Below are 24,661 nucleotides of genomic sequence, written 5' to 3' on the forward strand. Positions count from 1 at the left end.
CTAATTTACAGTAATATTGGCACCGTTACACCTTTGTATTACGATATAGCTGTTGATGTGAGGATAAATATTGAAATTACGGTTAATATTTGACTGGTTGGGGCATGTTATAACAACAAAATAGGCATTATTGCCTATTTTGTTTAATAGGTTACTTATTAATTAAGCTGTCCGCACTTTACTTAATCCATTCAATTAAGATTAAGAAATAAGGCAAGCCTGCAACACTTTATTATTTACGCGCAACTATATGAACAGCACTAGTGGAACGCTCTAAAAATGCGCCTTCACAGTAAGCAAAGTAATATAACCATAGACGTTTAAATGTCTCATCATAACCAAATTGAGTAAGATCAGACCAAGAAACTAAAAACTTTTCACGCCAATGTGCTAGTGTTTGCGCATAATCTAGACCAATATCATCAAGCTGTTCAACAACAAGACTACTATGTTTGGTAATATTATCTGAGAGTACATTTACCGAAGGTAAAAAACCACCTGGAAAAATATAACGCTGAATAAAGTCTACGTTACTTCTATAGTAATCAAAACGTTGGTCGGCGATAGTGATAGACTGTATGAGTAATTTACCGCCATTTTTCAATAAATCATTACATTGTTTAAAGAAGCTAGGTAAAAATTCATAGCCAACGGCTTCAATCATCTCAATTGAAACGACTTTATCAAATGACCCTGTTAAATCGCGATAGTCTTGTTTGAGTAAAGTGATCTTATCTTGTAATCCTAACTTTTCAATACGCGACTGGGCATAACTAAATTGTGCGTCAGAAATAGTTGTTGTCGTTACTTTACAGCCATAATTTTGTGCTGCATATATAGCTAAACCGCCCCAACCTGTTCCAATTTCTAGTAAATGATCACTCTCACATAAAGATAAACGCTGACAAATCGTTTCAAGTTTATGGAGTTGAGCTTCGTCTAATGTGGCATTTTTGCTCGGATAAATTGCAGACGAATACATCATTTCTGGGTCAAGAAAACGCGTATATAATTCGTTACCAAGGTCATAATGAGCAAGAATATTTTTCTTTGAACCTAATTGAGTATTTCTATTCTGCCAATGAGTTATACTGTTCTTAAACTTGTTTAACCATGACTTTTTTGACTCAAGGCTATCAGTTTCTTGTTGTGCTTTAGCAAAAATTCTAATGACATTAGTAAGATTAGGACTGCTCCATTTTCCTTCGATAAAGGCTTCGGATACACCGATACTGCCACCTTTAACAAAATCACGGTAAACACTTATATCATGTATATTGATCTTTCCTTTGAGCGGCGAGCTTCCTGGTGCTTCAGGGAAAATGTTATGCTCTGTTCCTTCCACAACTTCTAATTGGCCATATGATAACTTCGAAAAGACAGAATGAACCATGTCACGACAACGCTTATCTATCCAATTCGCTGTCTGCAAAGTTCTAACACCTTCAATTTGTTCCATTTGGTACTCCTTCATCTTATTTTACAATCTATATATTAATTTGATTTTTGATAGCCAATAAAGGGTATCCGCTTAACGAACAACCTTACTGCTTGCCAGTAGATGCCCCAAACAACTTTTACTGTCATTAAAGGAAGTTGACACCAGATTGCCAACAAACTTTTCTTAGTAAATGGCTTCTTTTTCATAACAAGACTGGCATCGAATAATTTACTTACTTCGCCTGTCTCTTCATTAATTGTTTTGTTTTCAATTTTAACCAGTAGCTTATCGTGTTCAGATGACGGTGGCTTTACATGCCAAAAATATGTCATTGCCATATCCATAAAGGGTGAAACCTGAAACTCTTTTTTACTGGTATTAGCTGTTTTTTTATTGAGTAAATTAACTAGATAAAAATGTCTTTCATTCCAAGGGGTATTGCTAACCTCTGCTAACATTTGAGTACATTCATTTTTTTCGTTATAACAAAAATAAAAATTAGCTGGGCTAAAATATATACCAAAACATCTAACTTGTACCAGCATGACAATTTTAGCTATCTCATTGTGCCCATCTAATAGAACAACTTTCTGTTTTATACGGTCCTTAAGAGAGGATAGTTCACCCTTTACATAATCTTTTTCAACAAAGCGTAAAGGATGAAACCACGAAAAACCAAAAATCCCCATACTGTTACTATTATTTTCTACATCATCAACGTCTATCGCGAGCATATACAAAGAGTAATCAAAACTATGCGCCTTAGGACTAAAGCGACGGTGAATTATATTACCTTGATAAATATTGCTTTTGTTGAATAATTCAGACATTTTTAGCCTTTAACAGTAGGTGCTATATAACATTCAAATTTATTAGCCACTTCTACAGCACTTCTAACACCATCTTCATGAAAGCCATTATGCCAGTAAGCTCCGGCAAAGTGCGTATGATCGACACCACAAATGAGTGATCTGCTTTTTTGAGCGGTGATTGAATCAGCAGAAAAAATAGGATGGTGATAGGTAAATTCTCTTAATATTTTTTTCGGATCAATATCTTCTTTCTGGTTTAATGTCACACAAAAGGTATGCTGACTTTCTATGCCTTGCAAAATATTCATATTGTAAGTAACACTTGCTGCCTTAGAGCGATCTTGACTGAGCTGGTAATTCCAACTTGCCCACGCTTTCTCGCGATCAGGTAAAAGTGTTTTATCGGTATGTAAAATCACAGAATTGGCACTGTAAGGCATAGCAGATAGGATGCTATTTTCATTATCAGTTGCATCATTTAACAAGGCAAGGGCTTCATCTGAATGACAGGCAATAACAACTTCATCAAAGGTCTCACTAGCGCGCTCGTTAAAGTGCAAGTGAACTTTGTCGTTGCTACGCGTAATCCCTGAAATATCAGCATTAAGTATTATATTATCTTTAAATGGCGCACATAATGGCGTTAAGTAACTTCTAGAGCCTTTTGGTATAACGTACCATTGAGGCCTGTCAGCGATATTAAGTAAACCATGGTTATGGAAAAATTGTACAAAAAACTTAAATTCAACATCTTCCATTTGCGCTAATGAACTTGACCAAATAGCAGCAGCCATGGGTAAAATATAATGCTCAGCAAAAAATGCGCTGAAATTATTATCAGTTAAAAATTTACCTAATGTTAACCCTTCCTGATAATCATTGTGCTGATAAATACTTTTACAAAGTTTATTGAAGCGTAATATTTCTTTAACAAGAAACCAGAACTTTGGATTAAATATATTTCTTCTTTGCGCAAATAAAGTATCTAAGTTATGGCCATTGTATTCCAGTCCTGTTTGACAGTTGTGAACAGAAAAACTCATCTCAGTAGCTTGTTTACCAATACCAATCTCTGACAATAAAGCCAAGTAATTAGGGTAAGTTTTATTGTTAAAAACAATAAAACCTGTATCTATGGCAAAAGTTTCATCGGCGATTTCAACGTCTACTGTGGCGGTATGACCACCGATTTTGTCATTTTTTTCAAAGACAGTTACTTGGTGCTTTTTTGAGAGTAAATAAGCCGCGGTTAAACCAGAGATACCAGAGCCAATAATAGCAATGTGCTTCATGCTTTTTATTTCCTTAAAATAATTGATTGCCAAAGAGATGCAGGTAAAAAAGAGAATAACTTTAAGGTCAACGTAAGCCTTTTTGGAAAGTGCAAATAATTAGCTCGGCGGTTAACACCTTTAAAAATTCGTGTAGCGGCTTCTTCACTAGATAATAGAAACGGCATATCGAAGGTGTTTTTTTCTGTTAAAGGCGTCTTGATAAACCCAGGATGTACCAATGTTACACCAATATTTTCAGCCACCAGATCAAGTCGTAAACTATTCGCTAAATAATCCATACCTGCTTTTGAGGCACCATATGCTTCACTTCTTGGAAAAGGGACGATTGTTGCACTAGAACTAACAAATACCACCTGCCCACCTTTGTTAGTGAGCGGCAAGAAAAATTCTAAAAGAGCACCTAATGATGATAAATTTGTTGCAATAATATCACTAAATAGTTTGCCGTCGAAATGCTTAGCATCGTCGATGTAACGGCAGTCGCCTGCATTTAATATCATGATATCGATTTCTTTGATATCAACAGCAGCAGACTCTATCTGGGCAGGTTTGGTCATATCGAATACCAATGTTTTAAAAGCCTTACTGCACAGCTTATCTAATTTACTTTTATCACGTCCACAAGCAATAACATTGTCACCCTGCGCTAAATATTTTTCATATAAAGCGTGGCCAATACCTGAAGTGGCGCCTGTGATTAAAACAGTACGAATTGCCATTACTTTGCCGCCTTTTGCTTAATTAATTTTATTAGCTTACCTAAAACAGGTAATTGTTCATAAAGCATTGAGCCAAGATCTAAGTAATCTCGGTGGTAAATGACTTTATCTTCATAACCTTTAATATGGGAGTGGCCTATTACAGTGATAAGTTTACCTTTATTCAACTTGGGGTGTTGATATGACATCGTCCAATAAATAGCAGCTTGATCTTTTTCAGCAATAATATTAGTAATAACAAAATCACAAGTCGATAGATTTTGATATAAATTTTGAAAATATTCAAATAAATTATCAAAGCCTTTAAGCTCATGGATGGGGTCAATAAAAATAACATCACGATGATAAATCTTTGACAGAAGATCTAGATTGTCGGTAGAAAGAGTTTGATAAACGTTAACAAAATTATTTAACCAAAACGGCGAAGTGGTAGATGTATCCTGTGGGGCATTATTTTGCATTGCTGTTACCGTAATGGCATTAGCTAATCATAGAAAGTTTGATTAGCTAAAATTATAAGTAAGCCAGTTATACCTTATAGAAAGCGAGAGCTTTTAACCTAGCTTCTTTATGGTCAACAACTGGTGGCCAGTAAATATTTTTTTTGTTTTTTTCTATAAACAAATGCGGAAAGTGAATATTTTTATCTGGAACACTTCCCAACTCTGGTAAATACTTACGGATGAAAATGCCTTTTGGATCAAAACGTTCACTTTGTCTTATCGGGTTGAAAATTCTAAAGTATGGCTGTGCATCACAACCGGTACTTGCTGCCCATTGCCAGCCACCATTATTAGAGGCTAAATCACCATCGATTAGCTGACTCATAAAATACTTTTCACCAAGACGCCAGTCGATTAATAGATGCTTAGTCAAGAAACTTGCGACAACCATACGAAGTCGATTATGCATCCAACCCGTTTGATTGAGTTGTCTCATGGCGGCATCTACTAGCGGATATCCTGTTTTACCCTGACACCAAGCATCAAACAAACCTTTATCATAATGCCAATGAACGCCTTGGTACTTCTCATTAAAGCACTGGTGTTTAGAAAGCCTTTGTTCATGAAACATTAAATTTCTATAAAATTCACGCCATATGATTTCATTTAACCATGAAAATTCTTGACTATCTGAAGCGATTAATATGTCTGGGTAGGCGTTAATTAAAGTTCTTAATATATACCTGGGACTAATGACACCAGCAGCTAAATAAGGTGACAACCCCGAGGTGCCCTTAATGGAAGGGATATCTCTTTGATCGTGATAATCAGATATTTTTTCATTAAAGAAAGTAGGAAGTACATGTTTTTCAATGTCACCAACAAGTGGCCAACCAGAAGATATACTTGCATCAGAAAGAGTATCTGCTGATGGTACTTTAGCGGTACTAGTTTCTATTTTACCTAAATAATCAAAGCTATGTTGCTTAACATAAGTCAACCAGGCACGTTTAAAAGGAGTAAAAACCTTATACATCTGGTTAGATAAATTAAGAACTTTTCCCTTAGGCACAATAACATCAGCTTCAAATAAACTGAGCTTTATACCCAGTGCAACAATAGCTTTATCACGTTTTTGTTCATTAAATTCGACTTCACTGTTGGCAACAATCTCATTGATATTTTCTTTTTCACAACGCGCTTGTAAGTATGAAACCTGATCTTCAAAAGTAGCGGCGTCAACTAATTCTAATTCAATACCAGCTGACAGAAGCTCTTCACGAAGTGCTATGGCATGGCGTTTTATAAAATCAATCTTTATAGCAGACCAATCATGCTGCTGCCATTGTTGTTCAGAGATGAAAAAAATGGCTTTAAGGGGAGCATTATCTTGATTGTTTTTTAAAAAATACTGTAATGCGGGATTATCATGACTTCTAAGATCATTGCGAAACCAAAGTAACAAATTTTATTCCTTTATCATTGACTGAAAGTAATTTTGCCCGTTTAACAAATTTTATAATCATTGCTAATGGTAAACAGCCAATGACTGATGCTTTATTTTATAAATAGTACAACATTTTATAAAATAAACATCTGGCCTTTGACTGATACTCTATTTTGTAAAGCCGATGACTTAATTAATTTGAGAAGCATTAATATGAATATCTTAACCTTAGTGCATCAGGATAAGGTGCTAAATAAGATTGATTTGTTAAATAATCTTTAGGGTACTGTAATAGGTAATGCTTGATTAACGTTAAAGGAACAACTAATGGCACAAGTCCTTCACGATAAGCATCTATCTGATCACAAAGCTCTTGTCGTTCATTAGCTTTGAGATGCTGTGAAAAATATCCTTGAATATGGGCAAGAGTATTTGCGTGTTTTTTACGAGTCGCTTTTATTTTTAGTGCAGTCATTAGCCCTAAAATATATTCGTCAGCCATATCAGCAAGCGGCATATCCGCTCTCGCTAACAATCGACCTAAATCTTTGTAAGCAATTAAATCATGACTCATTACTGTGTACTTATATTTGCTGTGAAATGTTGTTAATTTGTGTTTAGTAAGCCCTGTAGCAATGAGATTTTGCCAATGCTTGTAAGCAAATACACGAGCGACAAAGTTTTCACGAAGCACCATATCATTTAAGCGGCCATTTTCTTCACAAGGCAGTAGTGGGTTAGCTTCCATAATAACTTTAGCAAACGCACCTATGCCGTCAGATGGTAACGCGTGACCGCCTGGATTGTAAACTTTAACCCTTTCCATACCACAACTTGGACTTTTAGCACAAAAAATATACCCACTTAAATCTTTAGTAGCTTTGGCGACTTTTTCACCGTAAAGCTGAAGTGCTTGTGTAACATCACCACTGCCATCAGGACGAGATACATGAATGACATCGTCCTTTTTTATTAAACGAATTGTCGGCCTTGGAATAGGTAGACCTATTGCGACTTCAGGACAAAAAGATTTATACGTTACGTGATTACTAAATTCTTTTATACAAAAAGTCGAAGGTTTGTTACTGGCATCAAAGCGAACTTTCTCGCCAAGCAAACAAGCACTAATGCCAATAAGTAAATCTTCTTTGTCGACTGAGTGAATCATATTTTTCCCTAAAAATGTTAGAACATCTGCTTACCTAATAGATAAAGGAACCTATTGGATTCAGCAATTTATTAATGCCCTGTGTAAAATGCATTGCGTCATTAGCTACAGTATAACAAAGGCAGCCACTGCTTGAAATTGGATTATGAAGATGTTCACCATCAAGCATAATAAAATCACCCTTTACATATTCACCCTTTTCATCATGAAAAGAACCTTCTAATAATAACGTTAACTCAAAACCTTTGTGGGTATGTTGTGGAACAGAGCCGCTTGGCTCCATGTGCAACAAATTAGTATGAATTTCATTTTCATCAAGCTGTACACGTTTTCTTGCTAATTTACCTATATGTGCTGTTTTTCCCAACATCATATTATTCAATACGCTAGGTAATTGATAAGACTTATCTTTAAAACTGATAATTTTATTTTCAACCGGTTGCATAACATCAATCGCATCAGAATCTGTGATGCTATTAATCATGTCATCAAAATTTATCGCTAGAATACCTTCAGCAACTAAATCGCCACCACTGTGAGTGATATTTGTAGCTGACTCATCAAAATTCAATTCTGCTACTTGGTCAGTCAACAGTGATATTTTCTGTTGGCAAGTCGGACACATACTAGCGTGAATGGAAATACCTGCAGACAAAGAAGCGGGTAAATCACCATTAACAAACGACTGTATTAACTCAAATTTCGGGTGATGTTTAATCATGATTTTCTCCTAACTGCACTTTGAGTTTCGCTAAAGCTAAACGCAAACGAGATTTTATAGTACCTAGAGGTAGATTTAGATGGTTCGCTAGTTGTTCTTGAGACATTTCCATAAAATAGAAACCTTTAACAACTTGCTGTTGTGCTTCTGGTAATTTTTCAATTACTGATAAAAGCTCTTTATTTTCAAGATGATCATCAAATGATTCTTCTTCACTCACTTGGCTTTCTGCTAATGGCCAAATGTCATCACTGAGGTTGTCTTCTTTGTTGCCCTTAATCTTACGTAACATGTCAAAAGTGACATTTCGCATGACTGTATAAACCCAAGTCGTAGCAGCTCCTTTGTCTTTATCAAATAAATGGGCTTTGCGCCAAACATTACTCATGGTCTCTTGAACCACTTCGCTAGCTTGAGCTTCATTAGGGAATTTACCCCGGGCAATTCGTTGAATTTTAGGTGCAAAAAATTGAAACAAATCGGTGAATGCTTTTTTATCTCTTGTGCATGCTACGTCGTTAAGCCACTGACAAAGCTGAGGATGATTAATTTTTTCTGTCATGTTACTAGATTTAACACTTGTCACTGTGCTTAGCAAGTTAGTTTGCATCACTTCTATCACCGCTTTTATTATATTTAGATGCTTATACGGATACAAATGAATAAAGATCACTAATTAATATATTTATTTATCTATAACAGATTGAACCAATTCTTTTGCGGCTTGAAAATCATGATCAATAACAAATGTAGCTTTTATGTCTAAATCTATTGGTAGCAACTCTAGCCATCTTGCAATAACCCAGCTTGGACGAGTGATTTCTTTTTGCTGATATAAATCATCTAAGTCCGGATTGTTCGTGAATACGTTTGCTAAAGACTCTGACAACTCAGAGAGTGAAGTATCGACTGAAGATTGTGACCAATGTTGAATTTGCTTTACATCACCAAAATACAATTTATCGCTATCCAAGGTTAACGTATTAATTTCTACTAATGATTTACATTTAACATCAATTTCTAATATTCCGTCATCTCCTTGATCAAAATTAATAATTTCGACCCAGCTTCCCCACAATGAATTTGAAATATCATTGTTGCTATTCTTCGACCATATAATGAAGCCACCATTTTTAGAAGCAATACCCACCATTTTTAAATAGCGCGGTTCAAATATTCTTAATTTGGTAACTCCCTCAGGTAGAAGGAATATAGGCAAAGGAAAAACAGGTAGATTGATTGTAGTTATTTTCATATATTTATTACTTCTATTATCTTATTAATATATACGTGCATGAACAAAAAATGATCACAATTATATAAAAAATCATTTAAGCCGGGGCTAAAACATCTATATAAGTAACCTATGAATCAAAGGTAAACTACATTTAGTCAGGCCACTATGCTTGAATCAAAGCCGATAGATATTAATTGTTCATTACTATCGTTATTGTTTGTTATACGTTAAAAAACAAGCAATCGATCACATAAAGATAAGTAACAGGCAAAAAAAAGCCCCATAGGCTGGGGCGTAAAAATATGCATATAAATAGGTTATGCATTAAAGAGTAAAACTATGTCTTAGTCAGAGTCAGAGTCACTATGTCATGTCGATAAAGATTAACTGTTATCGTCATATTTAGTTATACGTTATTGGCCAGATAATCGATCACTTAAAAGTAAATAATAAGCAAAAAAAAGCCCCATAGGCTGGGGCATAAAAATATGCATATAAATAGGTTATGCATTAAAAGGTAAAACTATGTCTTAGTCAGAGTTACTATGTCGTGTCGATAAAGATTAACTGTTATCGCCATGTTTAGTTATACGTTAATGGCCAGATAATCGATCACTTAAAAGTAAATAATAAGCAAAAAAAAGCCCCATAGGCTGGGGCATAATATCAACTAATTAGAAAATGTAATACGACCTATTAATCAAGAATTACGGTATCGATAACATGGATAACGCCATTAGTCGTATTAATATCTGTTATGACTACATTCGCACCACCAATGACCAGCGAGCCGCTTACAGCATCGATACCAACAGATATCTTGGTGTTAGATAATGTTGATAGTGTTTTACCATTAGCAGCATAGGCATCAACAGAACTCAAAGATACTTCACCGACCACATGAGTAAGTAAAACTTCGGTTAATGCTGTTTTATCAGCTAAGAGCGCATTCAATACATCACTATCAATTTTTTCAAATGCTGAATTTGTAGGAGCAAAAACTGTAAATGTTTTAGTTTCATCTGCAAGAGTATCTACTAAATCAGCTGCGGTAAGCGCAGTCACTAACGTAGAAAAATTATCAGGGTCAGCAAGAGCTACCTCAACAATAGAATTTGTTGGTGCATCAGTTTCTACTAGTGGCATAATTATGTTATCAATAACATGAATAACGCCATTATCAGCCATTACATCAGCAGTACTAACCTTAGCACCGTTAACAAAAAGTGTTGAATTAGAAAATGACAAAGCAACATTATCGCCATTAGCGGCTTCAGCGGTGTTAGACGAAGATTGGGCTAAGGTTATCGCGCCATCAGCTAATACTTTTCCTGGGATGACATGGTACAATAATATGTTGGACAACTGTTCAGTTGACAGGTTTGTTAGTGTGTCAGCGGGTAATTTTGCAAATGCGGCATCAGAGGGTGCAAATACAGTAAAGTCACTTTCTAAATCGGCTAATACCGTATCTAACCCTGTAGCTTGTAAAGCACCAACTAAAGTAGTGAAACTACCGTTTGCAATTGCTACATCGACTATGCTCATCGCTGGTGTAGGTACTTCGACATCACCGATGATAACCGCATCGATAACGTGTATGATTCCGTTAGTCGTATATATATCTTTAATGATGATATTTGCACCACCAAAAGTCAGCATATCTGTATTGGTATTTATGTTTAATGGAATTAATGCCGTCGAAGCTGTTTCAACCATAGCGCCATTAAGTGAGTATGCCGTAACTGAGTCTACCGCAATCTCAGGTATAACATGTTGCAGCAATATGCTACTTAATACTTCAGTATTATCAAGCAGTGTATTTATGGTTGCCTCACCAATAAGGGCAAAGGCCGCATCTGTCGGTGCAAAAACAGTGAAATTAGCCGAAGCATCTGCGAGTACTACATCTAATTCAGTTGCTTGTAATGCGGCGACTAAAGTCGTGAAGTTACCATTTGCTACCGCTGTTTCGACGATGTTACTTGTAGGTTGTACGATGTCTGAAGGTGGTAATAAAACAGCATCAATAACATGAATAATACCATTATCTGTTTGAATATCAGCGATAATAACGGTTGCAGCGTTCACTAGCAATTCGTTATCTGGCGATAGAGATAAACCAACTGAGTCACCATTGACCATACTAACCGTAGTACCGGCTAAGCTAATTGCCGTAGTGGCATCGACCTCCCCTGTAATTACGTGGTAGGTGAGTATGTTAGATAATGTATCGGTATCGGCGAGTAAGGCATTAATAGTGTCGTCTCCCAATAAAGCAAATGCATCATCTGTTGGAGCAAAGACAGTAAAAGAACTGTTGGTGTCAGCAAGTGTTGCATCTAGTCCTGTAGCCTGAAGTGCTGCGACTAATGTAGTAAAACTGCCATTACTAATAGCAGCATCAACAATGGTTATTTTTTCTTTTTGTGTCTCTGTTGCTTTATCATCATTACAAGCTTGTAGAAAAAACATACTTATAATGGTTACTGTTAATACTTTAAAATATTTCACTTGGCTTCCCTTATACGTTTATTAAGTTAATTTCATTTCAAATTACGTATAAAAAAAAGACAAAGATCACTATATTTTGATAAAATATTAAATAATTTTTTGAATGATCTTATAAGATTAATACTTCGTATTAATTTAGTTATTCTAATCATTGGATGTACCTATGAATTATCTTATTACCGGTGGAACTGGCCTCATTGGCCAAGCATTGATTAAATCTATAAATACGGACAAAAACACGATTACGGTGTTAACTCGAAATATTAAATCTGCGAGTTCAGTCATAAACAAAAAAGTCCGGTTTATTGATAAACTTTTACTTACCAACATAGAAAGCACTGATATTGTTATTAATTTAGCCGGCGAGCCTATTGCTGATAAGCGTTGGTCACAAGAGCAAAAAAATAGAATTTGTCAAAGCAGATGGGATATTACTGAAGAAATAGCACAGTTAATTTCTATCGCAGAAAAACCACCAAGTTTGCTTATTTCTGGCAGTGCAATTGGTATATATGGTCGACAAAACAGTCAAGCCATTGATGAAACCTTTAAAGATTTTCATCAAGAATTTACTCATGAAGTCTGTGCAAAGTGGGAAGAAAAAGCGTTACTTGCTTGTTCAGCAAATACTAGGGTTGCTCTATTACGTACCGGGATAGTATTAGATAAGAGTTCTGGTGCCTTAGCTAAAATGTTATTACCGTTCAAATTAGGTGTTGGCGGGAAGATCAGTAAGGGCGATCAAGTTATGTCTTGGGTGCACATTGACGATATGGTCTCTGCAATATTACATATAATTGATAATGACAACTTGTCAGGACCAGTAAACATGACATCTCCTAATGCGGTAACCAATGAAGTATTTTCAAAAGCTTTATCAAAATCACTTCATCGTCCTAGCCTTTTCACTACGCCAGCCCCACTACTTAAACTTATCTTTGGTGAAATGGCAGAGTTGTTGCTGTATGGACAAAATGTGGTACCACAAAAACTATTAAATAGCGGTTTCGTTTTTAAACATAATAAAATTGAAGCCGCTTTAACTGACCTACTACAATAACTTAATTAGACTGACAGCTTTGGTTTGTTGTTTCCTTATCAAAAAACAATGTTATTTCAGCAACCTGAACACCAAATTTAGACATAGCAGTTTTGTTAAAGACCTTATTTTCATCTAACTGATACATCCAATCATCCATAGCAACTTCCATTATGTCACCATCAAGGTTTAACGATAATGTATATTGAAACTGAAAAGCAAAACCTTGATGCTTGCCAATAGCATCACCGACAACATCTTCTGCACCGCCGACATAACTTCCATCAGATAGTTTAGTCAATTGCCAATTACGGTAGCTTATTTCACCGTCATCAAAGTAAAATTTTTCTGCAAGTACACCCTGATCTTCTTGCCAACTTCCTTCAATTTCGACACAAAAACGTCTTTTAACTTCATTGGTATAATCTTGAACTATTCCCCAAGCAATAACCTTACCATCAAAGTAAGATTTTATATCAAATGGCTTAGCTACTGGTTTGTATTCCTCTAACTCTACCGAACAGCTAGAAATAAATAAGCTTGTGGTAATAAAAGCTAGAGTTCTTATATATTTATTCATCTTTGTTAATTCCTAATAATTCAAGCCTAAGCTTAGGTTCACTGGTATTTTTTGATAACCATATATCGAGAAAAAGTTGACTAAATTCTTGCTGTTCAATTTCACCAATAAGATCGTTATTAAAATAAAAAGTACTCTTATTATTACTGACATATAAAGACAAACTATCGCCCTCTTTAATATCAGGCCATATTTTTTCAAGCATAGGTAGATAGCTTTCAAAGTTTTCTCTTGGTACACCTAAATGCTGCCATTGCTCGACTGTTCGTTCAATTAAGTCTTTACTTGAAATGTCGGTCAAATAGTTAATCTGGTATAACAATTTTTCATCCGTTAACTCAATCGGATATTTTCCAGAAGTTGTCAGTAATTTACTTTTGTACAGGTCCCAAAAAAGCACAGAAAAAGTTGTTTGACCAACAGGTATATAAACCTGCTCTGTAAGAATATTATTTAATGTGTCTGGCTTGATATCATCAGTTGCTAACACTTGAACGGTAATAAATTGTTGTAACATGGTGATAACGATCAATCGAACATAAAATTTAAGCATGATTTACCTCTTGGGTAATAATTTTTGATTTCAAATAAAAAAACAAAATAAACAATGTCCCCCATACCAACGCTAAAAGGGTATAAGTTGTAAGCATAGAATAACCAAAATCAACCGCTGATAATTTATAACCAGCAATATAACTTAATGGTGATATTAATCCTCCTATCACTAATTGAAGGACCTTAGAAGAAGCTAAAAATTGTAAGCTATGACAAATGGTGGCGGCAAAACTAGCCCACAACATCATCAGCCAAAAAGGAATATGAGCTTTTTCAATAAAAATAAAAATATTGAGCTGCTGTAATAATGAATCAACACCAATACCAATGACGCTGACCAACAAGATTAACAACAATTCTTTATAATTCTTAGATTGAAAAAACAAGTGGGCAAGTAGAAGCATAAAGGCGAATGGAATAAAATTATTACCCCAATAAACCAAGCCAAACCATGAAACATTAAAACCAATTAAATTAATCAACATATATTTATCAAATCAACCTTTTTTTCTATATACGTATCAATAAGAGAATAAGATCTATCCACCTAGGTTTAGCACAACTTATATGGAATATTTGTTCTTGTATAAGCTAGCGGCACCACCATTGCTAAAATTAAACGGAAATACATTTTGCTTTGATAGTATAAGTTTTATACCGCATGAGTAACATTGTGAAACCTATGATGATTACACTAGAGGTTATTAGCGTTGCAATGTTCTGTGCTAACAGTTTAGAGAGCGGTACCTACAAAAGCCTAGAGCGTAAAAATGCCCGTTAGCAAAGTAAAAGTATCGCTATATACTTTATACCCAAAGTTCATTCTGAGCGGTAAGCTCTCCTGGTGAATCTCCGGTATTAACGACACCACAAGGTTCTATAAGCATTATTTTACATTCATCTTTTGCATGAGGTTTATGTTCAACGCCTTTTGGCACAACATACATTTCACCCGCAAGAAGGTCCACTTTGCCATCCCTAAACTCAATACTCATAGCACCTTCTATAACAAGGAAAACTTCGTCGGTGTCTGAATGCGAGTGCCAAGTAAATTCATTTTGAATTTTAGCCAATTTAAATTGATAGTCATTCATTTGGGCAACCACTCTTGGTGACCATTGATCAGAAAAATGTGTGAACTTATTCAATAAATTTATCGGTGTTTTTAACATGAGATTCCTTAAAGGGAGAGTGATTTTTAATTTCCACTGAGCGATAGCGTAAAGCGCCCTTAATTGTCTAAAACGCTACACTGTAACTGTACCCGTTAAGTATTGCACCGCTTTACCAGAGATATAAACTTTATCTCCTTCTATGCGGCACATCAGTTTTCCTCCTCGCTTAGAAGCTTGGTAAGCGATGAGGTCGGGGTTGTTTAACTTTTTAGACCCTTGTATGAGAGTGTTAGTCTAAGTTTAGGTTTCCCACTGAACAATAGCGTAAAGCGCCCTTGCTCTTTTAAAACGCTAGATTCTAAAAACTACACTGTAATTGTACCCGTTAAGTATTGCACCGCTTTACCAGAGATATAAACTTTATCTCCTTCTATGCGGCACATCAGTTTTCCTCCTCGCTTAGAAGCTTGGTAAGCTATGAGGTCGGTTTTGTTTAACTTTTTAGACCAATAAGGGATTAGTCCAGTATGAATAGAGCCCGTTACTGGGTCTTCATCACCACCATTTGCAGGCCAAAAGTAACGAGAGACAAAATCAAACTCTGTTGATCTTGATGTCACCACTACATCATAAGGAGCAAGCTGCTTTAATTCGTCACTATTGGCTATAACAGCGAGCACATCACTTTCATTTTTGTAAATAACAAAATACGCTTGGTCATTTAATAAAACGTCGATGGGATTAATCGACAAACCGTTTAATAGCGCCTCAGGAATTTCATTTACGACAGCAGGCTCTTTATTAGGAAAGCACATCTGAATAAGGCCATCGGGGGTTTTTGTAACTGACAGATCGCCCACGGCCTTTGCGAAAAAGTTAATTTCTTTAATCGTGTTATCTTTAGCAAAAATAACGAATGAAGCAGCTAGCGTGGCATGCCCACAGAAATCAATTTCGGTTATCGGTGAAAACCACCGTATTTCATACGCTTGATTATTAATTTGTTTAACAAAGGCAGTTTCTGAAAGGTTATTTTCGATAGCAATAGACTGCATAAGCTCTGTAGTCAGCCAGTCTGAGGTTATAATGACAGCCGCGGGGTTGCCTTTAAACGTCTCATCAGTGAATGCATCTATAACATTTATCTGTAGTTCCATTAAAAATAATACTCCAGTGTGATCAATTTATCAGTGTTTTTTTATCAATAATTGAGGCTTATTGAATAAAGCGATGGTTGCTGTTCTCGTTGGGTTCTCTCTGTTTACAACGTGCGCAGTATAGTACTGCGCACTTAATTTTATATGCTAAAAATTTTAGCGTTATGCGTTTTAATTACACATCTAAAAACTAACCGTATTGATATCAACTTCTTTTACCTTACCGTATTTTTTTGCTTTTTCACCAATGATGTCAGCCTTACCTATAATGACTAGCTGTAATTTTTCTCTTGGAAAAACAGTTTTAACAATCTCATTTGCTTTGATGACATTTAACGCATCAACATTTTTTTGAAAATCGTTAATAAAAGTATTATCAAGCTGTTGAACCCACATAGTAGCCAGTAAACCAGCCAGTTGGCGGCTTGTTTCATATTTTGGAGGGAATTGCCCTTTAACATAAGCTTTAGCAGATTCTAAGGTCTCTTTATCAATACCCTGCTCCCATAACCTGTCATAGGTTTTTAGCGCTAAATCGATGGCTTCAAAGGTTGTTTCATTTTTAGTGAAAGTAGATATAACAAACGTACCCGCGGTTGAGTAGCTATTGAATTGACTTCTCGCACCATATGTTAAACCCGAATTAACACGTAATGCGTCATTTAACCACGAGGTAAATCTACCACCCAATATAGTATTGATCACTTTTATGGCAACCATATCAGGATGATTAGACGCTATCCCTTTACCACCTATGATAAAAGTACTTTCGTTAGCATCACTTTTATTAACAACCAATACGTTTGATTCTTCAGGAGCTTTAAAGCTCTTTAAATTAGGGGCACTTATATTTTTAGTTTGCCAGTCTGAAAATAAATCATTAATCTTTTTTTCCATACTTTTGCTATTAAAGTCGCCAACAACTATAAGTGCACTATTATTTGCTGAGTAGAACGCCTGGTAAAAAGTTTTTATTTGTTTAAGAGAAAGCTTTTCGATAGTTGAAATATTGCCATCAACAGGGTTTCCTAATAAATGTTGTTGAAAATATAGGTGGTTAAATGCACCGCCGATAATTCGCCCGGGTTGCTCCCTACTTTGTTTTAGGTTTTCAAGGTAACGTTTTTTCTCTTTAATAAATTCTTCATTTTCAAAGCTTGGCGCTAATAAAATATCTCTAAATACTGGCAACAATCCATCAATATCTTTACTGGCAATAGATAAGCTTAACGTAGAGGACTCCATACCAACGCTGTTACTGAAGTTAGCACCATGAAAATCAAATAAATCTTCTATTTCTTTTTTTGATAATTTATTACTGCCAAAACCAAGCGCAGTACCCGTAAAGTTCGCTAAGCCATAATTGTCACCGTCATTAACTGCGCCAGCTTTAGTCACCACTCTAATATCAACTAAAGGGACTTCATGTTGTTCCATCAAATAAACGGTTAAGCCATTTTTCAATGTCAGCTTTTGATAATCGGGTAAAGTAAATTCAGCGAATACTGGATGACTTAATGTCAGGATAAAGCTGCAAATAAATAAAAGGGAATGTTTCATCTATAAATCTCCTTCGCTGCTGTCTTGTTCAGCAGCTAAAATGCCAACCGTGCGGTTCGACTTTATTAAATAGGTACTCGCGACACGCTTAATGTCTTCAACTGACACTTTGTTCATGTCTGAAATTGCTGTAAACATTTTCGAATAATCATCAAAAAATAACGCATATGTCCCTAACGTATTTGCTTTACCATTGATTGTGGAAAGCGTGCGATAAAAATCTACCTGAGCAATATTTTTGGTTTTGGTGAGCTCATGCTCAGTAACGCTATTAACAATAATATTATTAATTTCTGCCACCATCGCTTGCTCAAGCACACTCGCTTTTACCGTACTGGTCGCGGTAGCAAAAACATAGAATAGATTGGGATCAAATGAATCCGGCATATAAGTAAAAACGCTTGTTGCTATTTGTTTATCATCAACCAGACTTCTAGACAAACGAGAACTTTGACCATCACCCAAAATAGAGGCAAGCATTTTCAATGGATAATAATCTGCATGGCGAGTTTCTGGTACGTGAAAAGCAAATAATACATTGGCAGAGGTTGAAGATTCCTTTTGCACGTAAGTTCGGCGTTCACCGAGTTGCTTAGGCTCAACGGTATGTACTTTTCTTGGGCTTGATTGTGCGCTGATCGGTGCAAAATGTTTATTTGCGAGTTTTTTTACTTGCGCTAAGGTGACATCACCACTAATAACCACAACAGCATTGTTCGGTGCATAATACGTTTTGTGGTAAGCTTTGAGATCTTCAATCGACCAATTATCTATGTCTGACTGATGACCGATAACCCCCCAACTGTAGGGATGTGCTCGAAAAGCGACGCCTTTTACTTCTTCATGCAGCTTACTGAAACTTGAATTTTCTAACCGAGTTGACCTTTCAGAGGTCACTACGCCACGTTCACTCTCTACCATAGCCTCATCAATAGCGAGGTTTTCAATACGATCGGCTTCTAAACTGAAAATTGTTTCTATTGCACTAACCGGAAACCAATTAGTATAAGCGGTAATGTTTTCAGAAGTGTAAGCGTTATTAGCTCCGCCAGCAGCTTCCATTACACGGTCAAACTGTTTAGGGCCGTATTTTTTTGCACCATTAAACATCATGTGTTCAAAAAAATGTGAAAGCCCTGTTATGCCAGGATATTCATTTCTAGAGCCTACTTTCCAGAATAAATACATGTTGGCATTAGGGATAGAATGGTCTTCTAATACGATGATGGTCATACCGTTGTCTAAGGTAAAAGACTTAACATCTTCAAGCGTAGTTAAGGCACTTGCAGACAAGCTTACCAAAGCACAACAAAGTGCTAGGATTAATTTTTTCATGTTATTTTCACTATAAACTTTAATTGTTATTGATTGTATTGAGAAAAAATAAATGTGCAAGCAACAAAGACGCGTCAAACGAAATTTGTTAATAAAATGTTGATTTTTACATTGATGATGACAGATTGATGTCATTTACTGATAAAATTAAGCATCAAAAAGATAACTGATATAGCGATTAATTTTAATGAAAATTCCCTTAAGAAAGTAAAAAACCGCTAATCTTTCAATGAGCGGTTTTTCTAGTTTGACGAGTTAATGTAGGTACGGATTTAATTGCGCTGTATTTTACTGTAAGCAACACTTTTTATATTTTTTGCCACTACCACAAGGACATGGATCGTTGCGTCCAGCCATAGCTAATGAACTCACCGGTACGCTGTTCTCTAAAATTGTTTTTTCGTCATAAAGGATATTAGCTAATAAACCACCTTCAGCCATTAACGACTCAAATATATCATGGTCTTCACTTGGAAGTGTGTCGATTAGCTCATCTTCAGAGTCATCATCAATCCATGCCTTTAACGTATCAACGACACTAAACTCTGCCTGAATAATACCAGACTCTATCAGCTTAGGTGCATCTCCCCTGTGCCAGGCCTTTACCTCAGATTTTTTAAAGCGGTCTTCGTCAAATAAGTCTTTATCACATAATTCTACAAACTGATGTTTGAAATTATCAAGTTGATATTCAATACAAGAATCGGCTAATGCACTCATTAAAAAACTACTGATTGGATTAGGTAAAGCCAAAAAGGCTGCTAGCCAGCGAGTTACATGTTCACTTAATTCCGACTTATCAATGACACCCACTTCGTATTGAGCAAACACCGCTTCAATAGCAGAAGCTTTGCAGTACATCGCTTGATGACCATCAACAATGTAATCAGACAATACTTGTGTATTACCATCTGCCACATTATAAAATAAGGTTGGCGTTAATTCAGTAAGAGCATCTCCAAACACCCCTTCAAGTGGAGTTAAAAAGGAATCACTGCGCGAGAATAACTGCAGACATTTTGACAACGCGGGAACATATTTTAATTCTGCTAGTAATAAGGTGCCGAAAAATAAAATCGCCTGTTGCTCATCGGTAAGCGAAGTATCATCGGTAATAAATTGATCGATGAGTCGCTCTAAATCAGGATAAAACACTGACCAATTCATTTTAACTGCTTCTAGCGCTTCAACAGGTAGTTCGTTGCCATGTGCAGTAGCGATTACCAATAAAGCTTGTTCTAAATTCATGTAAGTTCCGCGTTAAATAATCAATAATGGGTGGCAAATGCCAAATGTTACATAATAAACACTTCCTATTGCCGTTACCAATGAAAGCACTAGATCTAATCAAATTTTCATTTAATATTTCAAATAGATCTAGTTTTGTTGCAACGAGCTATTATTTTTCGTCTAGTTGCTTACTGAGTTCACTTCGCCAATAGCCCTGTTGACCAAGCGCTTTCCAAGCCCATTTTATCCAACTTAAAAAAGCAAAACTCAGCCAAATAACCCAAACCAACATAATACCTTTATAAAAAATGGTTGAGATACTCACCACAGATACTTGGGGTAACAAACCACTCGATTTATCTGAAAACCATTGCAGGTGGTTACCGTATGAATAATTACCTTCAATACCCATACTAGGCGAACTCAACAGGCTGGCCGGAACCACAAGTAAAAGCGACACGATGGCGCCAATCGATAACAAATACAATAAAACCTGCGATGCATTATATGAAAGTCGATTAATATTTTTTGGCCGATAAGTACTAGCAGTGATAGCAGCAAACCACAGCGCCATTAGCATCAACACTCCCCAATTACTTAAACTTAAGCCAAAGCCTAATATTATCCAGCTCACTGTATTTAAGGGTGAAAAATTCACTCTTGAGACGAGTAAAGCTAATAAAATAAAAGCTAACAACTCCCCCCAATAAAGTACCGCTGGCCCCAGTAGAGGACCTTTAGCAGAAAGTATCCAGCGCTGACTACTCAAATTAATAATACTGGTAATATTACTTATTGGCGCATTTAAGTTTATTTTTGGCGCAGAAAACAACATTTCTTCTTCAACACTGGCACGCATCAGTATCTGGACATTATGTTTACCAGGTAGTACTGGAATTGCCAGTTTATCGTCTTCTAATTGAAGATTAATCAGTTTGTTATCCGTTCTAATTTCTTTTAACTGATAACTTAGCGGCAATTCAATAATATGCTCACCACCGCGTGTACTTCGATAATCAAAAGATAAACTTAGCGTTGATGTACGTGTGCCTTGCTCAATGGTGTAATTCACTGAATCAATGGCTAACACTTCACCTTTTACTGGAACAGGTCGGGTAATGGTGAGGTCGAGGCTTTCTCCGGGATATGGATAGAAAGAGTATCGATAATAATCATTATTGTCTTGGTCTTCTAGAATTATTGGTAATCCAGAAAGATTTGCATGCCACGCAGGACTAACAATCACTCGCCATAGCTCAATTAACGGCTGTTCAGGCTTAGCGTGCAAACGAAGGTCTTGTTGTTGAGCAACGATAGAAGTCCAGGTAAAAAAGTTAACTCCTGCGGGTAAAGTAACTGCCACTTGATTATCTTCAACAATAACCTCTGCGCTGGTAATATTTTCACCTGCTATTAAAGGAACCTTAATATTTATTGAACCGCTATTCGGCGCTATACGTTCAACCTTAGTGCGTATCGTCCATAATTGGTCAACAGTCAGTTCTCTGGTCACTTTAACAAAGGGCTGTGTACTATAACGAGTCGAAATTTGCTGATTTTCATTTTCCTTTTTATCGGTATTGGTAGCTAAAAAGGCCAAGGTATTGCCAGTTAACCGGTCAGCTTGGCGACCAACAACTTGCCAAGCGACTGAAGAGGATATATTAACGTGCTTAGGCTTATCTTTAAATTCAAGTTGGAATTCATCAACGGGAGCCACCTGCCCCCGCAAGGTGATGGTAGATAATCCTTGGGCAATAGGAATATATATCCAACCTTTATAGTTAACTAAGCTTTCAATTTTATTTTCAACTGAAGTCTCACCTAGTAATAAATTTTCTGGTCGCCAAAATTCAGACTTAGGTAAAGCTAACGCAGTAGCAGTATTAGCATGAACAGATAACACCAAGGTTAATTCTTTCTCATCAATGCTAACTTGTAATCTATTGATAGCAACACAATCAGGCACGCACGATGGCGCTTCTGTCAGCCTTACCTTAAGCTCATCTAAGAGTTTTTGACTGGGGAAGTCGGCGGCTTCAACATTAGGTATATAACTCGGCATTAAGAACAATAAAGCCAACAAACTCGAGACTGCTGGAGGTTTAATTTTAGTGTATGCCTCGCTAATGACTTCTTTTAATATTAAAAACAGCCAAATCAAGGTCAACAATATACCCAGTATCTTAATGAACCTATAGATGGTTTTGGATAAAACAATCACCTCGAACGTTTGATCTTTAGCAACAGGACTATTCCAATTAATTTGATAGCTATTCCACTGCCAACTTGGAATACCAGAGCCAGCTTGCATTAACACATCAGCTTGATAACGCTCCATCATTAATTCAGCCATTTTCACTTGACTACCTGACACTATGATTCTTTCAACAGGTGCACTCATTAGATCTGCTGAGGAGATAACATCACTGCGCTTTCTGCTCATCTGTGCTTCTTTGTTTTGTACAACTACACGCTCTCTATAACTGTCTGCACTTGATTCGCGTGACTCCAGCTGAGGGTGTATCACGGTTCGTAATTGGGTTGCAGAAAATAATAATATCGCGCCAATAGCAACCGTTATACTGATCCCCCAATAAGCCTTAACTAAGACTTTCATGCGTTCAAAGGGTTGATGCTTTTTAATAACGATCGCCAAAAGTAAATTAAGAATGGCGATCACAGGCGCGTTTATTTCTTGATATATAAAAAGCAGCATTACCGCAGTGGCAATACCCGCGGTGACATTAATCAATCGACTCGCCATTAAAGAAGATAATAAAACAATAAAACTTGCCCAAATTGACCAACTTGACCACCAACTGTTTGACACGGTATCGGCTCCAAACACGGCAAACAATTTATTGCCTGGAGGCAAATTTAGCTTCAATGATACCCGCTCAAAATCGTTATTCCAACCGCTAACAGGTAGTTGTTTGGCTGAGTTGATAATACCTCTTGCTTCAATTTTTACCTGTGGATAACGATTTTCGATGCCCCTTTCATTGGGTTCTTTGGTAGTAATTAATACTGAGCCATCTTGGTCTTCTGCAGACTCTAATAAATAAGGAGATTTCATACTTAAACGCCAATCATTGATCATTGCGCCATTAATATCATCATTAAAGGTGTAAGTTGAATGATCAAATGAAAGCCATAAGGTGCGTTTCAAGTTAAGTTGATTTTCTAAATGTAAGGGCTTTCCTCTATGTTGAATATCATAACGCAGTGAATCGTCGTTATTAACTAAATAACTCGGTAGCTCATACCAAGCATTGGGCATATTTGCTTGACTACTATCAACCATTTTTGCACCTTCAACTTTACCCAGTCGCAAGTTTTCATGCCCTTCAAAAACCCAAATTTCTTCTTTTGGCCAATGATGAGATTGTTCAGGTTTTTGCCACGTTAATAAAGTAGCGGGTGCATAAGCTAGCACCTTTATTTCCCAACTGCCGGGTTTCAATTTAGCGTGCAAGATACCGTCACCATCTAAAAATGAGGAAACAGGTGATTCAATGCCAATCAGTTCAAACCCTTCAGGCAGTACCTTGCCGAGTTTTACTTCTCTCATTTGACCTGACACATTGATACTAATGAAGGTTTCAAGCTTTATATAAGCGCCGTCTGCAATTCGTCTTGCAACCGTTATATCAAGAGAGTCTTGTTGCTCTTGGCTCGTTTCAAACTTTTGTAACCATAGCTCATTATTTTCTATTTTAGGAAAGGCGATGACTTGGTTATTAATTGTCATTTTAACGAAGGCGTATTGTTCAGGGATAGCGATACTTTGCGGTATTTTTGACCATTCAAATTGGCCTGCTATAACATAAGTGCCTTTGACTAATTCAATAGATGGCTTACCTTTATAACTAAATACAGCAAAGTCTTTGTTATTAACCTTTACACCAAGTGGCCAGTTATTATCATTTCCGGGTAAAGGGATAATACTTTTAGTTAATACCTGCCATGATTGTTTAAACGTTGCTGAACTGTCTGTTACATTTACTGCCAGCGTACTTGGCCAAGCACAAATATGATTCTGCTTCTCAGCAAAGTTAGTGTTATTGATGAAAGGACAAGATAGGTTTTCGTACCCTTTCAATACCCAAGACACCCATGGTGTTAAAGGTTCAGGGATAGTGTCTTTGGCAAAAAGTGAGCACGACATTAATAATAGTAGGCAAGAAAAAACACTGTAGGTCAATTTTGTATTTTTCACTTATATCTCCTTGTGACGTTTTTGTTTTATTTTGCCCTTAAGCTTATGGATAAGGCAACTCTCTTGATATT

Annotated in this window: 21 protein-coding genes; 1 reads left to right on the forward strand and 20 read right to left on the reverse strand. The window is 36.3% G+C overall.

From position 1 onward, the window contains the following. Positions 1–232 precede the first annotated feature (232 nt). The 11 genes from H4J57_RS09340 to H4J57_RS09390 all read right to left on the reverse strand — a co-directional run bounded on the left by H4J57_RS09340 (position 233) and on the right by H4J57_RS09390 (position 11,797). The gene (locus H4J57_RS09340) at positions 233–1,459 is read right to left on the reverse strand and encodes a cyclopropane-fatty-acyl-phospholipid synthase family protein (RefSeq protein ID WP_182217273.1); all 1,227 of its coding nucleotides are present in this window, start codon (positions 1,457–1,459) and stop codon (positions 233–235) included. A gap of 35 nt (positions 1,460–1,494) precedes the next feature. Next, a complete protein-coding gene (locus H4J57_RS09345) occupies positions 1,495–2,271 on the reverse strand; it encodes a DUF1365 domain-containing protein (protein ID WP_182217275.1) in 777 nt (258 codons plus the stop codon). A gap of 2 nt (positions 2,272–2,273) precedes the next feature. Beyond that, positions 2,274–3,545 carry an NAD(P)/FAD-dependent oxidoreductase gene (locus H4J57_RS09350; RefSeq protein ID WP_182217276.1) on the reverse strand — a complete coding sequence of 424 codons (1,272 nt, stop codon included), beginning with the start codon at positions 3,543–3,545 and terminating at the stop codon, positions 2,274–2,276. A 5-nt stretch (positions 3,546–3,550) separates the two neighbouring features. Then, a complete protein-coding gene (locus tag H4J57_RS09355) occupies positions 3,551–4,267 on the reverse strand; it encodes an SDR family NAD(P)-dependent oxidoreductase (RefSeq protein WP_182217278.1) in 717 nt (238 codons plus the stop codon). Further along, positions 4,267–4,728 carry a nuclear transport factor 2 family protein gene (locus tag H4J57_RS09360; protein WP_182217280.1) on the reverse strand — a complete coding sequence of 154 codons (462 nt, stop codon included), beginning with the start codon at positions 4,726–4,728 and terminating at the stop codon, positions 4,267–4,269. The genes H4J57_RS09355 and H4J57_RS09360 overlap by 1 nt, the downstream gene beginning before the upstream one ends. A 67-nt stretch (positions 4,729–4,795) precedes the next feature. Then, positions 4,796–6,175 (reverse strand): deoxyribodipyrimidine photo-lyase, encoded by a 1,380-nt coding sequence (phrB, locus tag H4J57_RS09365; protein WP_182242599.1) that lies wholly within the window; start codon positions 6,173–6,175, stop codon positions 4,796–4,798. Between the two features lie 190 nt (positions 6,176–6,365). Then, positions 6,366–7,325: a DUF523 and DUF1722 domain-containing protein gene (locus H4J57_RS09370; RefSeq protein ID WP_182217283.1), complete on the reverse strand. Its 960-nt coding sequence runs from the start codon at positions 7,323–7,325 to the stop codon at positions 6,366–6,368. A gap of 34 nt (positions 7,326–7,359) precedes the next feature. Beyond that, positions 7,360–8,046, reverse strand: coding sequence for a ChrR family anti-sigma-E factor (locus H4J57_RS09375; protein WP_182217285.1), 687 nt, complete (start codon positions 8,044–8,046; stop codon positions 7,360–7,362). Further along, positions 8,039–8,608 carry a sigma-70 family RNA polymerase sigma factor gene (locus H4J57_RS09380; RefSeq protein WP_404842425.1) on the reverse strand — a complete coding sequence of 190 codons (570 nt, stop codon included), beginning with the start codon at positions 8,606–8,608 and terminating at the stop codon, positions 8,039–8,041. The genes H4J57_RS09375 and H4J57_RS09380 overlap by 8 nt, the downstream gene beginning before the upstream one ends. A gap of 123 nt (positions 8,609–8,731) precedes the next feature. After that, positions 8,732–9,301: an LON peptidase substrate-binding domain-containing protein gene (locus H4J57_RS09385; protein ID WP_182217286.1), complete on the reverse strand. Its 570-nt coding sequence runs from the start codon at positions 9,299–9,301 to the stop codon at positions 8,732–8,734. A 678-nt stretch (positions 9,302–9,979) separates the two neighbouring features. Then, on the reverse strand, positions 9,980–11,797 hold the full coding sequence (locus H4J57_RS09390) for a fasciclin domain-containing protein (RefSeq protein WP_310733714.1): 1,818 nt from the start codon (positions 11,795–11,797) through the stop codon (positions 9,980–9,982). Positions 11,798–11,960: 163 nt separating this feature from the next. Between H4J57_RS09390 and H4J57_RS09395 the strand changes: the two genes are divergently transcribed. Continuing rightward, positions 11,961–12,857, forward strand: a complete 897-nt coding sequence (locus H4J57_RS09395) for a TIGR01777 family oxidoreductase (RefSeq protein ID WP_182242600.1) — start codon at positions 11,961–11,963, stop codon at positions 12,855–12,857. Between the two features lies 1 nt (position 12,858). On the opposite strand, the gene H4J57_RS09400 is transcribed toward H4J57_RS09395, so the two are convergent. The 9 genes from H4J57_RS09400 to H4J57_RS09440 all read right to left on the reverse strand — a co-directional run bounded on the left by H4J57_RS09400 (position 12,859) and on the right by H4J57_RS09440 (position 24,590). Beyond that, a complete protein-coding gene (locus H4J57_RS09400) occupies positions 12,859–13,416 on the reverse strand; it encodes a DUF3833 domain-containing protein (RefSeq protein WP_182242601.1) in 558 nt (185 codons plus the stop codon). Beyond that, positions 13,409–13,969 (reverse strand): chalcone isomerase family protein, encoded by a 561-nt coding sequence (locus H4J57_RS09405; RefSeq protein ID WP_182242602.1) that lies wholly within the window; start codon positions 13,967–13,969, stop codon positions 13,409–13,411. The genes H4J57_RS09400 and H4J57_RS09405 overlap by 8 nt, the downstream gene beginning before the upstream one ends. Beyond that, positions 13,962–14,456: a DUF2878 domain-containing protein gene (locus tag H4J57_RS09410; RefSeq protein ID WP_070373616.1), complete on the reverse strand. Its 495-nt coding sequence runs from the start codon at positions 14,454–14,456 to the stop codon at positions 13,962–13,964. Before H4J57_RS09410 ends, H4J57_RS09405 begins: the two co-directional genes overlap by 8 nt. Positions 14,457–14,777: 321 nt before the next feature. Further along, positions 14,778–15,143 (reverse strand): cupin domain-containing protein, encoded by a 366-nt coding sequence (locus H4J57_RS09415; protein WP_182242603.1) that lies wholly within the window; start codon positions 15,141–15,143, stop codon positions 14,778–14,780. A 308-nt stretch (positions 15,144–15,451) separates the two neighbouring features. After that, the gene (locus H4J57_RS09420; RefSeq protein ID WP_182242604.1) at positions 15,452–16,243 is read right to left on the reverse strand and encodes a PhzF family phenazine biosynthesis protein; all 792 of its coding nucleotides are present in this window, start codon (positions 16,241–16,243) and stop codon (positions 15,452–15,454) included. A 183-nt stretch (positions 16,244–16,426) separates the two neighbouring features. After that, entirely contained in the window at positions 16,427–17,803 is a 1,377-nt protein-coding gene (locus tag H4J57_RS09425; RefSeq protein ID WP_182242605.1) for a pitrilysin family protein, read from the reverse strand. After that, entirely contained in the window at positions 17,804–19,138 is a 1,335-nt protein-coding gene (locus tag H4J57_RS09430) for a pitrilysin family protein (protein ID WP_182242606.1), read from the reverse strand. 288 nt (positions 19,139–19,426) lie between these two features. Further along, positions 19,427–20,386: a DUF1186 domain-containing protein gene (locus tag H4J57_RS09435; RefSeq protein WP_182242607.1), complete on the reverse strand. Its 960-nt coding sequence runs from the start codon at positions 20,384–20,386 to the stop codon at positions 19,427–19,429. 151 nt (positions 20,387–20,537) lie between these two features. After that, on the reverse strand, positions 20,538–24,590 hold the full coding sequence (locus H4J57_RS09440; RefSeq protein WP_310733715.1) for a hypothetical protein: 4,053 nt from the start codon (positions 24,588–24,590) through the stop codon (positions 20,538–20,540). Positions 24,591–24,661 lie beyond the last annotated feature (71 nt).

It is taken from the genome of Colwellia sp. BRX8-7 (genome assembly GCF_014077275.1).
Taxonomy (GTDB): domain Bacteria; phylum Pseudomonadota; class Gammaproteobacteria; order Enterobacterales; family Alteromonadaceae; genus Colwellia_A.

Bases quoted from the DNA above. Each gene is read 5' to 3' on its own strand.
- H4J57_RS09340 (WP_182217273.1), bottom strand. From the start codon at position 1,459: ATGGAACAAATTGAAGGTGTTAGAACTTTGCAGACAGCGAATTGGATA.
- H4J57_RS09345 (WP_182217275.1), bottom strand. From the start codon at position 2,271: ATGTCTGAATTATTCAACAAAAGCAATATTTATCAAGGTAATATAATT.
- H4J57_RS09350 (WP_182217276.1), bottom strand. From the start codon at position 3,545: ATGAAGCACATTGCTATTATTGGCTCTGGTATCTCTGGTTTAACCGCG.
- H4J57_RS09355 (WP_182217278.1), bottom strand. From the start codon at position 4,267: ATGGCAATTCGTACTGTTTTAATCACAGGCGCCACTTCAGGTATTGGC.
- H4J57_RS09360 (WP_182217280.1), bottom strand. From the start codon at position 4,728: ATGCAAAATAATGCCCCACAGGATACATCTACCACTTCGCCGTTTTGG.
- H4J57_RS09370 (WP_182217283.1), bottom strand. From the start codon at position 7,325: ATGATTCACTCAGTCGACAAAGAAGATTTACTTATTGGCATTAGTGCT.
- H4J57_RS09375 (WP_182217285.1), bottom strand. From the start codon at position 8,046: ATGATTAAACATCACCCGAAATTTGAGTTAATACAGTCGTTTGTTAAT.
- H4J57_RS09380 (WP_404842425.1), bottom strand. From the start codon at position 8,608: ATGACAGAAAAAATTAATCATCCTCAGCTTTGTCAGTGGCTTAACGAC.
- H4J57_RS09385 (WP_182217286.1), bottom strand. From the start codon at position 9,301: ATGAAAATAACTACAATCAATCTACCTGTTTTTCCTTTGCCTATATTC.
- H4J57_RS09395 (WP_182242600.1), top strand. From the start codon at position 11,961: ATGAATTATCTTATTACCGGTGGAACTGGCCTCATTGGCCAAGCATTG.
- H4J57_RS09400 (WP_182242601.1), bottom strand. From the start codon at position 13,416: ATGAATAAATATATAAGAACTCTAGCTTTTATTACCACAAGCTTATTT.
- H4J57_RS09405 (WP_182242602.1), bottom strand. From the start codon at position 13,969: ATGCTTAAATTTTATGTTCGATTGATCGTTATCACCATGTTACAACAA.
- H4J57_RS09410 (WP_070373616.1), bottom strand. From the start codon at position 14,456: ATGTTGATTAATTTAATTGGTTTTAATGTTTCATGGTTTGGCTTGGTT.
- H4J57_RS09415 (WP_182242603.1), bottom strand. From the start codon at position 15,143: ATGTTAAAAACACCGATAAATTTATTGAATAAGTTCACACATTTTTCT.
- H4J57_RS09420 (WP_182242604.1), bottom strand. From the start codon at position 16,243: ATGGAACTACAGATAAATGTTATAGATGCATTCACTGATGAGACGTTT.
- H4J57_RS09425 (WP_182242605.1), bottom strand. From the start codon at position 17,803: ATGAAACATTCCCTTTTATTTATTTGCAGCTTTATCCTGACATTAAGT.
- H4J57_RS09430 (WP_182242606.1), bottom strand. From the start codon at position 19,138: ATGAAAAAATTAATCCTAGCACTTTGTTGTGCTTTGGTAAGCTTGTCT.
- H4J57_RS09435 (WP_182242607.1), bottom strand. From the start codon at position 20,386: ATGAATTTAGAACAAGCTTTATTGGTAATCGCTACTGCACATGGCAAC.